The organism is Synechococcus sp. W55.1 (assembly GCF_047461655.1).
Taxonomy (GTDB): domain Bacteria; phylum Cyanobacteriota; class Cyanobacteriia; order Thermostichales; family Thermostichaceae; genus Thermostichus.
Map to the genome: position 1 here is coordinate 1 of NZ_JANSHN010000023.1, position 13,863 is coordinate 13,863.

Annotated in this window: 14 protein-coding genes, 1 other RNA gene and 1 pseudogene; 10 read left to right on the forward strand and 6 right to left on the reverse strand. The window is 57.1% G+C overall.

The features are described from left to right. The first annotated feature begins 553 nt into the window (after window positions 1–553). From NW816_RS11130 to NW816_RS11155, 6 genes are all read left to right on the forward strand, one after another. Entirely contained in the window at window positions 554–661 is a 108-nt protein-coding gene (locus NW816_RS11130) for a PetM family cytochrome b6-f complex subunit 7 (protein ID WP_011432492.1), read from the forward strand. A gap of 124 nt (window positions 662–785) precedes the next feature. Further along, complete coding sequence (locus NW816_RS11135; protein ID WP_414409199.1) at window positions 786–1,760, forward strand: ketopantoate reductase family protein; 975 nt, start codon at window positions 786–788, stop codon at window positions 1,758–1,760. Window positions 1,761–1,956: 196 nt separating this feature from the next. Beyond that, window positions 1,957–2,724, forward strand: a complete 768-nt coding sequence (locus NW816_RS11140; RefSeq protein ID WP_414409200.1) for an SDR family oxidoreductase — start codon at window positions 1,957–1,959, stop codon at window positions 2,722–2,724. Window positions 2,725–2,796: 72 nt separating this feature from the next. Next, entirely contained in the window at window positions 2,797–4,056 is a 1,260-nt protein-coding gene (locus NW816_RS11145; RefSeq protein WP_414409201.1) for a sensor histidine kinase, read from the forward strand. Between the two features lie 154 nt (window positions 4,057–4,210). After that, window positions 4,211–4,474 (forward strand): helix-turn-helix domain-containing protein, encoded by a 264-nt coding sequence (locus NW816_RS11150; RefSeq protein WP_011432496.1) that lies wholly within the window; start codon window positions 4,211–4,213, stop codon window positions 4,472–4,474. 143 nt (window positions 4,475–4,617) lie between these two features. Further along, entirely contained in the window at window positions 4,618–4,878 is a 261-nt protein-coding gene (locus NW816_RS11155; RefSeq protein ID WP_414357942.1) for a hypothetical protein, read from the forward strand. A 79-nt stretch (window positions 4,879–4,957) separates the two neighbouring features. On the opposite strand, the gene NW816_RS11160 is transcribed toward NW816_RS11155, so the two are convergent. Continuing rightward, window positions 4,958–5,842, reverse strand: a complete 885-nt coding sequence (locus tag NW816_RS11160) for an acyl-CoA desaturase (protein ID WP_414329132.1) — start codon at window positions 5,840–5,842, stop codon at window positions 4,958–4,960. 310 nt (window positions 5,843–6,152) lie between these two features. Here NW816_RS11160 and NW816_RS11165 point away from each other — a divergent pair. Further along, window positions 6,153–6,260 (forward strand): annotated as a pseudogene (locus NW816_RS11165) (TetR family transcriptional regulator); the annotation flags it as partial. A 45-nt stretch (window positions 6,261–6,305) separates the two neighbouring features. Here NW816_RS11165 and NW816_RS11170 read toward each other — a convergent pair. The 4 genes from NW816_RS11170 to NW816_RS11185 all read right to left on the reverse strand — a co-directional run bounded on the left by NW816_RS11170 (window position 6,306) and on the right by NW816_RS11185 (window position 8,939). Beyond that, entirely contained in the window at window positions 6,306–6,638 is a 333-nt protein-coding gene (locus tag NW816_RS11170) for a hypothetical protein (RefSeq protein WP_414409202.1), read from the reverse strand. Window positions 6,639–6,847: 209 nt separating this feature from the next. Beyond that, window positions 6,848–7,278: RNase P RNA component class A (gene rnpB / locus NW816_RS11175), an RNA gene on the reverse strand. Window positions 7,279–7,310: 32 nt separating this feature from the next. Beyond that, window positions 7,311–8,534, reverse strand: coding sequence for a C45 family autoproteolytic acyltransferase/hydolase (locus NW816_RS11180; RefSeq protein WP_414409203.1), 1,224 nt, complete (start codon window positions 8,532–8,534; stop codon window positions 7,311–7,313). 54 nt (window positions 8,535–8,588) lie between these two features. After that, entirely contained in the window at window positions 8,589–8,939 is a 351-nt protein-coding gene (locus tag NW816_RS11185; protein WP_414409204.1) for a rhodanese-like domain-containing protein, read from the reverse strand. Between the two features lie 111 nt (window positions 8,940–9,050). Between NW816_RS11185 and NW816_RS11190 the strand changes: the two genes are divergently transcribed. From NW816_RS11190 to NW816_RS11200, 3 genes are all read left to right on the forward strand, one after another. After that, complete coding sequence (locus tag NW816_RS11190; RefSeq protein WP_414357935.1) at window positions 9,051–9,998, forward strand: nucleoside hydrolase; 948 nt, start codon at window positions 9,051–9,053, stop codon at window positions 9,996–9,998. Window positions 9,999–10,007: 9 nt separating this feature from the next. Further along, complete coding sequence (locus NW816_RS11195) at window positions 10,008–11,150, forward strand: BMP family lipoprotein (RefSeq protein WP_414374766.1); 1,143 nt, start codon at window positions 10,008–10,010, stop codon at window positions 11,148–11,150. Window positions 11,151–11,347: 197 nt separating this feature from the next. Next, window positions 11,348–12,886 carry a right-handed parallel beta-helix repeat-containing protein gene (locus tag NW816_RS11200; protein ID WP_414409205.1) on the forward strand — a complete coding sequence of 513 codons (1,539 nt, stop codon included), beginning with the start codon at window positions 11,348–11,350 and terminating at the stop codon, window positions 12,884–12,886. Between the two features lie 333 nt (window positions 12,887–13,219). On the opposite strand, the gene ndhI is transcribed toward NW816_RS11200, so the two are convergent. Further along, a complete protein-coding gene (gene ndhI / locus NW816_RS11205; protein ID WP_414409206.1) occupies window positions 13,220–13,852 on the reverse strand; it encodes an NAD(P)H-quinone oxidoreductase subunit I in 633 nt (210 codons plus the stop codon). Window positions 13,853–13,863: the final 11 nt, after the last annotated feature.

Sequence of the window (13,863 nt, forward strand, 5' to 3'; positions counted from 1 at the left end):
CTGTCGCGCTTGAGCCAGTCATCGACGATGTCGAACCATCCTCGCTCCTGACGCACGCGCCCTACCGCTATGGTCATCTGAACTACTCCTTAAAGACATCTAAATGAATGAGGACGTTAATGAAACTACAAAGTTTGCTTCTTCGAAGCAAGAGCGGAGCCTAGGTATAAAGACTCAACCCTCGGGTCTTTTGCCTCAGTTTCTTTGAACGGCTCTTTGGCGAGAACTGCCTGGGAACTTTCCAGTGGGTTAGAATTCCCAGCGCTCCAAGACCCTATCGAGAACCGTTTCCAGGGCTCACGAGGCCCAACAGAGCATTCGAGAGCCACCGGACAAGTTTTACGGCTGTAGGCATTACAATTTAGCCTATGCCGGTAAAGACTTGTAAATTGCTTTCATTATAGAGGTGGATAGCCGGATCTTATCAAGTCCAAGAGAACGCCTGTTTTTCCAGGAGCTAGGTTTGGGTCGCTACACCGCTGGAGTGAAGGCCAGGGCTGGGGATCCGATATCCTGAGAAGGCGATGTAACCCATGTGCGAGGAATCTAATCTATGGCTGGCGAGATCTTCACCACTGCTGGACTCTGCATTGTGCTGACCCTGGTGGGTGTGGCGCTTGGATACGGGATCCTGAGGGTGACCCAAGGGGGGGCAGAGTGAGGGTTCTCCAAAAGCCCTCCCTTCAGTTGTCGGGGGTTTCTCCCGATCCCGCTCAGCCCTTGTCACAGCCTCGTGTCAATTGGCCACCTGGATGTGAAGTGGGTGACGAAAAGATGATAGGCCCATGAAGATTTGTGTTGTTGGCGCCGGGGCGGTGGGAAGCCATCTGGCCGTTTGCCTGGCCCGGTCGGGCTTCCCTGTCAGTGTTGTGGCGCGTGGAGCTCACCTGCAGGCCATCCGCACCCAAGGTCTAAAGCTGATCCGGCAGGGGGATCCCTCCCAAACCTGGGTGGAGCACTTGACGGCCACCGACGACCCGGCTGCCCTTGGCCCACAGGACTGGCTGATAGTGACGGTCAAGGCCCACAGCTTGCCGCAGCTTGCCCCTCGGCTGGGATCCCTGTGTGGCCCAGACACCCCCATTGTGATCGCCCAGAATGGTATCCCCTGGTGGTACTTCTACCGGCATGGCGGCGAGTTTGAGGGGCATTCCCTGACTTCCGTGGATCCAGAAGGGGTTATCGCTGCCCATCTGCCGATAGAGCGGGTGATCGGCTGTGTGGTGTATATCGCCGTGCAGTTGGCAGAGCCAGGAGTGGTCTTGCACACAGGGGGTGGGCGCTACATTCTGGGGGAGCCGGATGGATCCCTGTCAGGACGGCTGCAGTCCTTGGCCGCCATCTTTGAACAGGCGCAGCTTTCCACCACCCTCACCTCGCAGATTCGGGCCGAGATCTGGCAGAAACTGTGGGGCAATGCCGCCTTCAATCCCATCAGCGCCCTCACCCGGGCTGCTCAAGATGAAATTGCCCAATACCCACCCACCCGTGCTTTGGTTCGGTCGGTGATGCAGGAAGTTGAGGCTGTGGCCCAAGCTCTAGGGATCCGGCTGCCGGTCTCTTTGGAAAAGCGGCTAGAGGATGCAGCCCGCGTGGGATCCCATCGCACCTCGATGCTGCAGGATATTGAGCTGGGGCGACGGACGGAGATCGAGGCCATTGTGGGAGCCATCACCGAGCTGGGGCGTTTAGTGGGCGTGCCCACTCCCCATTTGGATACCCTGTACGCTTGTGTCAAGCTGCTGGAGCGCTCTCTTTAAGGAGCTTTTGCAGGAAGCGGTAGCGTCGCTACCGAACGGCAGCGAAACGATTCGTTTACCGGATCCCAGACTCCCCTTGGGGAAGTGGCTCGAACTCCTAGAATGGCTGTAGCCTCCCACTGAGGAGGAAGCTGGGGGCGGCTGTCCACTTTTCGCCGACTGCACTCAATTGAAATCACAGCATTTGAATTAGCAAATGATGATCGAAAACTCCATCGTGCTCATCACCGGAGCCAGTAGCGGCATTGGGGCCGCTTGTGCCACCCTTTTTGCCCGTTCTGGAGCCCGCCTGATTCTGGTGGCTCGTCGTCAGGATCGGCTGCAGGAACTGGCTGGGGAGTTGCAGCAGGCTTATGGCACTTCTTCCTACCTGCTGGCTTTGGATGTGCGGGATGGGGCAGCCGTGCAGCAGGCGCTTCAATCTTTGCCCTCGCCGTGGGCCAACATCGACATCTTGGTCAACAATGCAGGTTTAAGTCGTGGCTTGGACAAGCTCCACATGGGGGCCTTGCAAGATTGGGAAGAGATGATCGATACCAACCTCAAGGGTCTGCTCTATGTTACCCGCGCCGTTTTGCCCGGCATGGTGGAGCGAGGTCGAGGCCATGTGGTGAACATCGGCTCCATTGCCGGTCGGCAGACCTACCCAGGTGGCGCTGTGTATTGCGCTTCTAAGGCCGCCGTGCGGGCCATCTCCGAGGGGCTGAAGCTGGATTTACTGGGCACCCCCATTCGCGTCACCGAGATTCAGCCGGGCCTGGTGGAAACCGAGTTCAGCCAAGTGCGCTTCCGTGGGGATCGCGCCCGCGCGGCAGCAGTGTATCAGGGCCTCACCCCCTTGACGGCGATGGATGTGGCTGAAGTGGTGGTGTTTGCGGCAACCCGTCCCCCCCACGTGAACATCAGCGAGATCTTGCTTGTGCCCACCGACCAAGCCAGTACCACCCTCGTACATCGTCGATAAGAGGCCGGCAACCGGGCTTTCGCCTCCACTCTTGCTTCCCTGAGCGACAATGGCAGCAAAGGTGGTGGGAACATGGGACTGGAAGCCGGGATCCTGATCGGGTTGGGAATCGGTTTGCTTTGCACGTTGCTCCTGCTGTGGCAGACTCGGCGCCGTTTCAGACGCGAATTGCAGCGGTTGGGATCCCTGGTGCATCTGGCCATGCCCCTCCACTCCCCGGAACAGATGCTCAGCTTGCTCAGCCGTCATCTTCGCCAACAAGATCTGGATTGGGCCAACCAAAAACAGCAACTGCAAAACTGGCAATACCTGAGTCAGCGGCTCCCTTGGGGATATCTGCGGGTGGACGAAAACAACGTGGTGCTGGAGTGCAATCCTGCCGCCCAGCGTCTGCTGCGCATCAGCCAATGGCAGCCGGGCATCAAGCTCTTGCTGGAATGGGTGCGCTCCTATGAGTTGGATCAGCTCATCGAGGCTACCCGCCGACAGGAGACCGCTGCTCCTGTCCAAAGTCGCGAATGGATTTTCTACCCTTCCGGTGGGGATGGCAAACCGATTCCGCTGCGGGCTTGGGGGCTGCTGCTGCCGCAAGCGCACGTGGCCATTTTTTTAGAAGACCGGCTGGAAGCAAAAATGCTGGCCCAACAGCGGGATCGCTGGGCTTCGGATGTGGCTCACGAGCTGAAAACCCCCCTCACCTCCATTCGCTTGCTGGCCGAAACTTTACAAAGCCGGGTCGATGCCGCTCAAGCAGTCTGGGTGGAACGATTGCTAAATGAAACTCTGCGCCTGAGCCATTTGGTTCAAGACTTGCTCGAACTCAGCGCCCTCAATTTGGGAGCCGCATCCCGCTCTCAGTGGCGTTGGGTGGATCTGGCAAGTTTGGTGCGCGAGGCCTGGCAAAGTGTAGAGCCGTTGGCCAAGCCTCGACACCAGGAACTGCACCTGAGCGGATCGTCCCAGATTTACCTCTGGGGAGATGAGCAACGCCTATACCGCCTCATCCTCAATCTCTTGGACAACGCCGTCAAGTATGGCAAGCCCGACTCTCCTATCCATGTGGTGCTTTCGGAGCAGGGATCCCAGGTGCGGCTAGAGGTGTACGACCACGGCCCCGGCCTGCCAGAAGATCAATTTGAGTTGGTCTTTCAGCCCTTTTACCGCACCGACACTGCGCGGGCCCGCAGCAAAGGCGGAACCGGCCTAGGGCTGGCAATTGTGCGGCAGATTGTCGAAGTTCACGGGGGCACCATCCAACTGCGCAATCACCCGCAAACCGGTGGGCTGTGGGTTCAGGTGGAACTGCCCCGGAAGCACCTGGATCCCTTGTGAAACCCGCCCGAAGACGCTCGCGTCAGTGGCCCGCAGCCGGAGTCTGGCCGAGAATCGCCTAAGATTTCCTTTCTTCAGGGCTGTCCATCTCAGGGGTGATCCCCTAGAATTGGGGTAGGTAATCCTTACAGTTCATCTTAAGCAGGCATTCGGAATGGGCACCGACTATCATTCCGCGGACTTGTTGTCCGAACGGGAACTGCAAGTCATCGAGTTGATTGCGGCAGGACTGACCAATCAGGACATTGCGGAACGCTTAGAGATCAGCAAACGCACCGTTGACAATCACATCAGCAACATTTTGAGCAAGACCCGAACGGCAAATCGGGTTGCCTTAGTACGCTGGGCCTTGCAGTGGGGAAAGATTTGCCTAGATCAGGTCAATTGCTGCACCTTGGTCGATGACAAAATTGCTTAGTCCTATCCTGTTTTGCCGGTCAAGTCCTCGCCCCAGAGTTTTGCATAGAGGACTCTTTTACTTTTTGCAGTGATTGCATAATCCGGAAGTTACTTGGGTTGTCTTGAGTTATACCCTGGGCTACGTTGATCGGGCTGTCATTCGTGAGCACTCCCAAAATGAAGCGCTACGCTATTCGCTACGATTCTATGCCCCTGATGGTTTATCGGGAATTGGCTGCCCATTTGGCTTGTGTTTCAGGGGTGAAAACGGAGCTGGAGTGGAAAAAAAACTCCACCTTTCGCTACCAAGACAGCCAAATAGAGGCATTGCATATTCATCAAGAACCCGATGCCGACATAGAACAAATTAAGCGTATTCTTGACCACTATGGAGCGTGGCAGTATAGCCCCTTAGAAGACTAGCTCTCTCTGCAACCCAAAAGGGATCCCTAGGGATAGGGATCCCCGGATGATTCCTCTGCAAGGTCTGGGAAAAACCAGTTCAGCGAGCAGCTTGGCCTTGGGCAGGCAGGTGCAGCTTACGAGCCAGGCCCAATCTCGCCAACAGCCAAATGGCCCAGTAGGTCATGTCGATCTCCCACCAACGCAAACCGGCCTTAACGCACTTCGGGTCGGCATGATGGTTGTTGTGCCAGCCTTCACCATAGGTTAGAATGGCCGCCCACCAAAGGTTACGGGCATTGTCGTTGCTCTCGAAAGTCCGGTAACCCCAGAAGTGGCTGGCCGAGTTGATCAACCAGGTACAATGCAGCAGCAGCACTGTCCGCACGAAGATACCGTACACGACGAATGACCAGCCCCCCAGCAGGTAGAGTATTGCAGCCAACGGCAGTTGCAAAAGCAGGGCGTACCTATCCAGCCAGCGGTAGAAGGGATCCCGAGCCAAGTCGGGCGCAAAGGCAAAATACTTCTCAGGGTTAAAAAATTCTTCGCGGTGGTAGATCAGCCAGAGCACATGGCTCCACCAAAAGCCCTTACGAGCAGAATAGGGATCCCTCTCCTCATCTTCGGTAAAGGCGTGATGCTGACGGTGGCCACCCACCCAAAAGATCGGCCCCCCTTGAACGGCCAGGGCACCGAGAGTCGTGAAGACATATTCCAGCCACTTGGGCACCTGGAAACTACGATGGCTGAGCAGGCGGTGGTACCCCAAGCAGATGCCTAAGCTGCCGAAACACCAGTGGAGAAATAGGGCTACTCCCAGAGCGGGCCAGGAGAAGAAGAAAATGCCTCCCACCAAAGCCACCACGTGAAAAATGGCAAAGAAGAGCACATGTTCCCAAGCAAACCGAAAGGACTCTTGGGGCTCGGGCCGATTGAGCGGAGCGGGATGATTCAGCGATTGGCGAGAAAAAGAAGTGGTCATGAACCCACAAAACCTCAGAAGAAGAAGTAGACTAGACTGACTAGGAAAGAGCCAAAACACAAAGCCCAAGTTAAGGCCGCCGGATAACAGCGGCCCAACGTGAAAACGGAGTCAAACCCCTGAAGACACCGCCATAGCCAGCGGTGACTTGCTATGTGCTCCGCTGTGATGAACTTGGCTACACAGGAAGAAGAGGAGCAGAGGCAACGCTGCCGACATCCTCTCGCTTGACATTAAGCCTAGCGGTATTCCACCGTAAATGCAAGCGTCACTTGCAGCCCGCCGCAATTCTTCAGGTTTTCTCCTCACTATGGCACGTCCTTCTTCTCGGCAAAGGCTGCTGAATGCGGCTCGGGAGCTGTTCGTTCGTCAGGGCATCACCCAAACCACCACCCGTCAAATTGCGGATTTGGCCGGAGTGAATGAGGTCACCCTGTTTCGGCACTTCGGCACCAAGCAGGGGCTACTCCTGGCCGTATTTGGCGAGTTGGGGGTTTTTTCCGGCATTGCCGATCTTCCTCTGAAGGCGGATCCCGCCCCCTCTCAAGGTTCTGGGTTGCAAGCCATTCTCCTGCGCTATGTCCACACCTGTTTTCGGGCTTTGGCCGATAATCCTGAACTGGTGCGCTCCCTGGTCGGGGAGGCTGGCCTTTATTCTGAGGAACATCGTCGCGCCTTGCGGATGGGTTTTTCTCAGGCCCAAGAACAGCTGACAGAGTATTTGCGGCGATTTCCCAACTCTGAGTTGCAATCTGTCGAGCCAGATCGCCTTTATGCAGCCGTTGGGGTTTTGCATGTAATGATTTTGGGAGCAGCAATGTTGGCGGTAACTGCCGAGTTGCCTTCCGTTGGCGCCGACGGAACCGAGCCCTCTGTTGAGGGGCAGCTATCGGATGAAAAATCTAAAAAATCAGAGAAAGGCGCCGAAACCGCCAGGATCCCCCCCCTTCTGCAAGCCTGCGTGGAGCTGTGGATGGCAGGCGTGACCCAACAGAGACCAGATAGAAAAGAGAGGAGGTTGTAAGCCGGGTTCTGTAGTGCAGAGTTGCACTGGCGATCATCTATCTGGGAGTGATGTTACCATCACCCTCTAGCGGCTCACCACCATCGAGAGCACCCTTCCCCGCTTTGGGTACCGTGATCTCGATGCAGCCAACAGGGGCGAAGAACAGCCATGATCCTGCGGCTGCGGCCTTGCTTTCCACCGGGGTTTACCGAGCCAACGCCTCACGACGTTGCTGGTGGGCTCTTACCCCACCTTTGCACCCTTACCTGTGCTGGGATCCCAGCCATCGGCGGTATGTTTCTGTGGCACTATCCTCGCGGTTACCCGCACTGGGAGTTTCCCCAGCGGTGTGTTCTTCTGAAAGCCCGGACTTTCCTCATCCCGCTGTCTGGTGGCGACAGCAAGGACGCGATCGCCTGCCCCTCCTCTCTCTTCAGCTCGATCCTACTGCATCTTCCAAACCTAGAAAATCCCGGAAATCGGTACAAACTCCACTTGATCGGGAATGTTGGGGGCCAGGTGTAAGATTTGCCGGTTCAAATCCATCACCACAGCCGCCACGCTTTCGGTGCGATCCCAGACGGGCAGATGGGGATCCGGATGGCGGCAGATGCAGTGGGGGGCATTCGTCCGGTCTTGTAGGATTTTTTGAAGAGCGACCGCGTCTAGGGTTCCCGTTTGAGCACTCTGGCGAAGCAAATGATAGGCCCGTTCTAGCCTTGTGGAGGATCCTATATGGGGGGGCAGCTCATCTTCTCGCAAGGCCGGATCCAGGAAATGATTGGTGTGGGCGAGGATCCCTCCTTGAGGGAGATGCAGGCCAATTCCTCGTGGACTGATTTCAAAGCTGATTGCACTAGCGGGCTGTAGGCCTACCGCCTGTCCTGCGGTACCCGCAACGCTGACACAAGAGGACGCGGTGTAAGGATAGGATCTCACCCTCTCCACAGCTTGCTGCCACTCCTCACACTCCAACAACAAGCGCAATAGCAAATGCACCGGCATTCCCTCGGTTTGCCCATCTAGGGTAGAGCGCAAGAGGTTGAGGGCTACGGCCAACCCTGCTTGATTGAGGCCGATTTTGGCCAGGATCCCAGCTTCGGTCAGGGTGAGGTAGGCAGGGTGGTTATCGGAGCGAACGCACAACAGCACACAGGCCCTGCGCTGCTCCCCGATCCAATCCCAGGTTTGGGCCAAGTAGGTGTGGTGGGTGGAGGTAGCCTGGGGCAAGGCCGCCAGGGTGGTGCATTCTCCCCCATCCGGGTTGGCTTGGGCTGGATCGATGAGATCAATCCCCTTGAATTCATGAGCAGGATCCGGTGGGTGCTGGGGCACCCCGTTTTGGAGATTGTGTTCCAGAGCAGCGGCGCAGTTGGGATGGGATCCCCTGGGAACCGATCTGGATAAAATTTCGGTGCGCAAATTGAGGGCCAGAATCTCGGCGAAACGAAAGCCACTCCCCGCAGCAATTCCTTGGATTTCTTCCAGCAGGTGGGGCACGTGGCGCTCTAGCCAGGGCAGGGATCCCTCTGCTTGGGCCTGGGCCTGCTGCCAGGTGAGACCACAGCGGTGGGCAAATTGGCGGGCGTAGCTGGCAATGCTGTGGCGAATGAGGGGAGCCGCCTGGGATCCATACTGTTGGCCTCGTTGCTGGGGATCCCCCTGCAAATGGAGAATGGGGAACATGGCGCTTATTCGCCCTCTCAACTCCCTGCAACAGGTCTTTTAGTAGGTTTTTAATTAAGTGGGCAAAGAGGGATCCACCTCACAGGCCCAAGCGTGAATGCCGCCGCTGATGTTATAAACCTGGGTGAACCCGTTGGCCTGTAGCCACCGGCTCATCTGAGCAGAGCGGATGCCATGATGGCAGAGCACAAAAGTTGGCTGATTCGGATCCAGCTCTGTGAGGATCCGTTCCCTCCATTCCTCGTACCGGCTCAAGGGGTAGTTGCGAAAGCCTAAAGCATTCAAATTCACCAGCTCCAGCTCTGCCGGTTCCCGCACATCGATCAATTGCAGAGGCCCAGCCTCGGGATCCCGTAGGTGTTGGGCCATCTGTTGCGGCGTAATGGAACGGATGGAAGAGGACATCAATCGACTCAAGCCTACACGGATCCCCTCTCAAGATACACCGGCTCAATGGCTGCCCTGAGACTGCCTGCAAGGGTTAAGATGACACCTTGATTTGGGCTTAGCCTGTGTATGGCTGTGCAGCGCTTTTTGATCGACACGGATACGGCGGGAGATGATGTCACCTCGTTGCTCTTTGGGTTGCTCTGGCCCAACAGCAGTGTGGAAGCGATCACCGTCTGTGCTGGCAATTTGCACCTGGAACAATGCGTTGAAAATGCTCTCTATACCCTGGAGGTGGCGGGAAAAGCTGGGATCCCGGTCTATCCCGGGGCCAGCAAACCCCTGGTGGGCAAGCTGGTTACAGCGGCCTACGTCCATGGAGAAGACGGCATGGGCAATTCTTTTTTCCCCAAGGCCAGGCAGCGCCCGGAATCGCTTTTCGCCCCGACAGCCATTGTGGAGCTGGCCAACCGCTGGGCCGGAGAGCTGCAGATTATCGCCCAAGCCCCCCTGACGAACCTGGCTCTTGCCTTGGCTCAGGATCCCAACCTACCTCACAAAGTGAAAAAACTCTGGATCATGGGTGGCACCAACCATGCTCTCGGCAACATCACACCGGCTGCCGAGTTCAACTTTTACGTGGATCCGGAAGCGGCCAAAAAGGTGTTGCAGGCTGGATTTGAGGTGGTGCTGTCCCCTTGGGATCTGGCGGTCAGCGATGGCTTTTTGACACGAGAAGAGCTAGAACCGATCCTCTCCCTGGATACTCCCCTCAGCCGCTTTTACTTAGCGGTGAACCGGGTGGCCTGGGAGTTCAACCGCTCCCATCCTGAAGGGGGAGGTCTTGACGGCATCACCCATCCCGATTCTTTAACCATGGCCATGGCTTTGCAGCCGGAACTGATTGGCCAAAGTTCCCGTCACTATGTGGACGTGGAATGTTGCGGAGAGCTAACTCGCGGCTATAGCTTGGTGGATCGCCTAGGCATTCTGGGTCGGCCTGCCAATGCTGAGGTTGTGCTCAGAGCGGACAAAATGGCTTTTCGAGAGATGCTAATCAAGCTACTGGGGCGATAGGAAACCATCATGATGCGCAAAACCTTGGGGATCTCTTGGGTATTAACGGGGATATTGACGGGGCTGTTCGTTCTCAGCAGTGCCGCTCAGCCTCAAATACGGGTGGGTATTGCCTTTGGAGAAGGGGGCAAAAACGATCGCAGCTTCAACCAATCGGCGGCAGAAGGGGCGGAACGCGCCAAGCAGGACTTTGGAGTGCAGGTGTTCGACTTTGAGCCGACGGATCCCTCCCAACTGGGGCCGGGGGTACGCAAGTTTGCCGAAGAGGGGTTTGATGTGGTGATTGGGGTGGGCTTTGCCCTGGAACCGGCTGTTACCGCCAGTGCCGCTGAGTTCAAAGAGGTGAAGTTCGGCTTGGTGGACGCAGTTTCCCCCGAAAAAGACAACGTGGCCAGCCTCCTCTTCCGAGAACATGAGGGATCCTTTTTGGTGGGCTACATTGCCGGCAAGCAAACCCAAACCGGTGTAGTCGGCTTCTTGGGGGGCATGGACATCCCCCTGATCCACAAGTTTGAGGCGGGCTATCGAGCCGGGGTGGAATATGCCTGCGCCGAAGACGGCATCACCTGTCGCGTCATTGCCAACTATGTCGGGACTACGCCCGCCGCCTGGAACGATCCGGCCCGAGCCAAAGAGATCGCTGCTGCCCAAAAAGCCCAAGGGGCCGACATCATCTATGCCGCTGCCGGGGGATCCGGCCTGGGGTTGATCGACTTTGTCAAGCAAGAGAGATGCCTCAGAGCCTCCGATCTGCCCGCCGGGGTGAGTTTCATTCGGGATCCCTTTGCGGAAGTGCCCAAGCCCGCAGATTATGCCAGCCTCTGCAGTGGGGATACCCGTCCGCTGTTCTTTATCGGTGTGGATGCCAACCAAAACTACCTGGGGGATACCGACAACAACCCTGCCACCCTCAACCACGGTCTCACCTCGATGCTGAAGAGGGTGGATGTGGCCACCTATGAAGTGATTCGCAGCGTGGTGGAAGGCAACTTTGTCGGCGGCATTCAAACCTTTGGCCTGGAGAATGAGGGTGTCGGCTATGCTCTGGATGAGTACAACCAAGCCTTGCTCCCGGCAGATTTGGTGGCCGCCGTGGAAGCGGTGAAGCAGAACATTATCGCCGGAACCCTCCAAGTTCCTGAAGAGCGCTAGATTTTTGAGATTTTTGTTGCCGATTGATGATTGATTGCGGATCCCTTGCGAAGCCTTGACTGAGGAGGGGATTCGTTAGAGGATGCTTTTGCTGAGGGCATTGGATCCCAGCTTGGCCATCTGTACCTTGACCCCGTGGCAGTTGTTTGTTGCTCTGACAACCTTGACCGCTAAGTGCTTGAAAGGGCTTTCCACCTATGGTCGGCCAAGTATCCAAATCTGCTTGGAGGATCCCTTCCCTAGTGCTGCCCCTGTTGGCCGGGATTGCCCTCGGCTGTGGCGGCGGCGGCAGTTCTCCACCGCTTCCTCCCCCAGGTGGCGGGCCCATCATCCTGAGAGTAGATCCGGCCAGTGGCCCCTTTACCAAGCTGGCAGACGCAGTTGCAGAGGCCCAACGGCTTCAGACTGCCACGGCGGGCCTGGAGGTGCTGATCGAGATTTTGGGGACGGGCAGGGAAACTTTGCAAAGCAACCTGGCCCTGGATGGCGGCGATGGCACCAACGGCGGTCGCATTCGCATCACCAGCTCCACAGCCTATGAGATCCTGACCGGGCTCTTTGACGTGATTGTAGCCGGCCAAACCAGCCTGCAGGGGGTGGACGTGGTGCTGGGAGGTGGACGGGTGCAGGTGAACAACGGCACTTTTCAGCCGCGCAAGGTCACCCTCAACGACCCTCGCTCCAACATCTTGGTCAACGGCAATGCTGCGGTTCTAGAGGGAGCCTTGAACCAATTGGCCGAGATTTTGTGCCAGCAATTTTTGGATCCCTGTGTGCAGATCTCTGGGAATGGCCGGGTCAGCCGTGTCTCGCCGATTGTCAGTAAAACGGGTGGGGTGGGCATAGGCACTGTGCCGGGCAGCAATCCCATCCTTGAAAACAACACAATTCTCCTGCAGGCTTTGGGGGCTTTGGCCGTTCGCTATGGTGACAACTCCGGCGGGATCTTCCGCAACAACCAAATCGAAGGGGATCCACCCACGGCTGGAGCCGGCTTGGTACTGCAGGCGCGGCAAGCAGGTACGAGTGGCACTACCGGGATTCAGCTGGATGGGGCAGGCTCAATTCCATCCATTCAATCCAACCGGATCGGCGTGGGCAGGATAGCCGGCAGTGTCGGCATTCGTATTTTGCAGGGAACCCAGGCCCGCACCATTTCCGGGAATACGTTCCTAGCTCGGGGCGAGGGCGTAGGAGTGGCAATTCAGGCGGCCCCCGGCACCCCAGATGCGGTAGTCGCAGCCTACCTGGCTGGCAATACTTTCCAAGGAAACTTTGCTCAGAGGGTCACTGGGGAACCTGCACCGACACCCTCTCCCACTCCTGCACCGACACCCTCTCCCACCCCCACACCTCCAGTATTGGGCACCGGCCCCATTCAAGTTACCTTGAGTTGGAACACCATCGATGACCTTGACCTGTATGTTACGGATCCCACGCAGCAGACCGTGTTTTTTAACAACCGAATTGTCCCTTCTGGAGGACGGCTGGATGTGGATGCCAATGCCGACTGTGTTGCCGTAACCCAAAATGCTGTGGAGAATGTCTTTTGGGCTTCCACCCCGCCCTCAGGGCCATACTTCATCGAGGTGAGATTGTTCCGGCGCTGCTCCCAATCAACTGCTCCCATTCCCTTTACCGTAACGGTTCGCAAGAGCGGAAACGTCGCGCAGACTTTTAGCGGCTTGGCCACATCCCCTGGCTTGGCGGGTAGGTTTACGTTTTCCTTCCCCTGAAGTTAGCCAAGGCTGGCAGCCATCTGCCCTGCCCACGTATGGCCATTTTGGTTCAGACTAGGACACCACACCTATACTCATACTCAGATCTTTGATTGCAGATCGCAGGGTTCAGAAGACCTTATTTCTGCGCCCCAGGCATCTCATTCCCACTAAGGACAGCTCCAACTTCGCGGCCTCGACGCTTTTTCTGGCCATCACCTTGCGGCAGCGGGCGATGCTGGAAGGCAGTCCCACAAGTTCAAACAGTCACATCCCCTGGGAAAGGGGCTAGGGGTGGCGGACAGCGGCGCGGAGCGCTTTGCGTCAGCATGAGTGCGGGAGTATGTCACGCTATTCCGCAGCAGCCTTGGCTGCTTTCGCTTCGGCTTCCTTAGCAGCTTTGGCCGCTCTCATTTCCGCCAGAATCTCCTCCGGTCGTTTGCCAGCCCGCTGGGATCCAGGGGGCAGGTCGTGGGGATCGATCACCCCTTTGGGCAGATAGGCAAACTCCCGCAGTGGGGTCACCATTGGGTCCTCAGTTACCTTGGAGGGCAAACGGCCCATCGCCACCTGATGGTAGTTGAGGTCGTGGCGGTCGTAGGCGGCCAGCTCATAATCCTCAGTTACCGAGAGGCAGTTGGTGGGGCAAAACTCCACACAATTGGCACAGAAAATGCACACCCCAAAATCAATGCTGTAGCTGTAAAGCTCTTTTTTCTTCAGCTCTGGGTTGTAGGCCCAATCCACCACCGGCAGGTCAATTGGGCAAACTCGAACACAGATCTCGCAGGCAATGCACTTGTCGAACTCGAAGTGGATGCGTCCCCGAAAGCGCTCAGAGGGGATCAGCTTTTCGAAGGGGTATTGCACGGTTACCGGGCGCCGGCCCATGTGGTCGAAGACAACCCCCATCCCTTGGCCGATGTACTTGGCGGCTCGGAAGGCATCGCCCACATATTCTTTGACACGCTTGAGAAACGTCATGACCTATGTTC

Coding starts and splice junctions, on each gene's coding strand:
- NW816_RS11170 (WP_414409202.1), bottom strand. CDS start 6,638: ATGCAAAACCCCAACGGCTGCATAAAGGCGATCTGGCTCGACAGATTG.
- NW816_RS11185 (WP_414409204.1), bottom strand. CDS start 8,939: ATGTCCTCTTCCATCCGTTCCATTACGCCGCAACAGATGGCCCAACAC.
- NW816_RS11200 (WP_414409205.1), top strand. CDS start 11,348: ATGGTCGGCCAAGTATCCAAATCTGCTTGGAGGATCCCTTCCCTAGTG.
- NW816_RS11180 (WP_414409203.1), bottom strand. CDS start 8,534: ATGTTCCCCATTCTCCATTTGCAGGGGGATCCCCAGCAACGAGGCCAA.
- NW816_RS11130 (WP_011432492.1), top strand. CDS start 554: ATGGCTGGCGAGATCTTCACCACTGCTGGACTCTGCATTGTGCTGACC.
- NW816_RS11160 (WP_414329132.1), bottom strand. CDS start 5,842: ATGACCACTTCTTTTTCTCGCCAATCGCTGAATCATCCCGCTCCGCTC.
- NW816_RS11195 (WP_414374766.1), top strand. CDS start 10,008: ATGATGCGCAAAACCTTGGGGATCTCTTGGGTATTAACGGGGATATTG.
- NW816_RS11145 (WP_414409201.1), top strand. CDS start 2,797: ATGGGACTGGAAGCCGGGATCCTGATCGGGTTGGGAATCGGTTTGCTT.
- NW816_RS11140 (WP_414409200.1), top strand. CDS start 1,957: ATGATGATCGAAAACTCCATCGTGCTCATCACCGGAGCCAGTAGCGGC.
- NW816_RS11150 (WP_011432496.1), top strand. CDS start 4,211: ATGGGCACCGACTATCATTCCGCGGACTTGTTGTCCGAACGGGAACTG.
- NW816_RS11135 (WP_414409199.1), top strand. CDS start 786: ATGAAGATTTGTGTTGTTGGCGCCGGGGCGGTGGGAAGCCATCTGGCC.
- NW816_RS11190 (WP_414357935.1), top strand. CDS start 9,051: ATGGCTGTGCAGCGCTTTTTGATCGACACGGATACGGCGGGAGATGAT.
- ndhI (WP_414409206.1), bottom strand. CDS start 13,852: ATGACGTTTCTCAAGCGTGTCAAAGAATATGTGGGCGATGCCTTCCGA.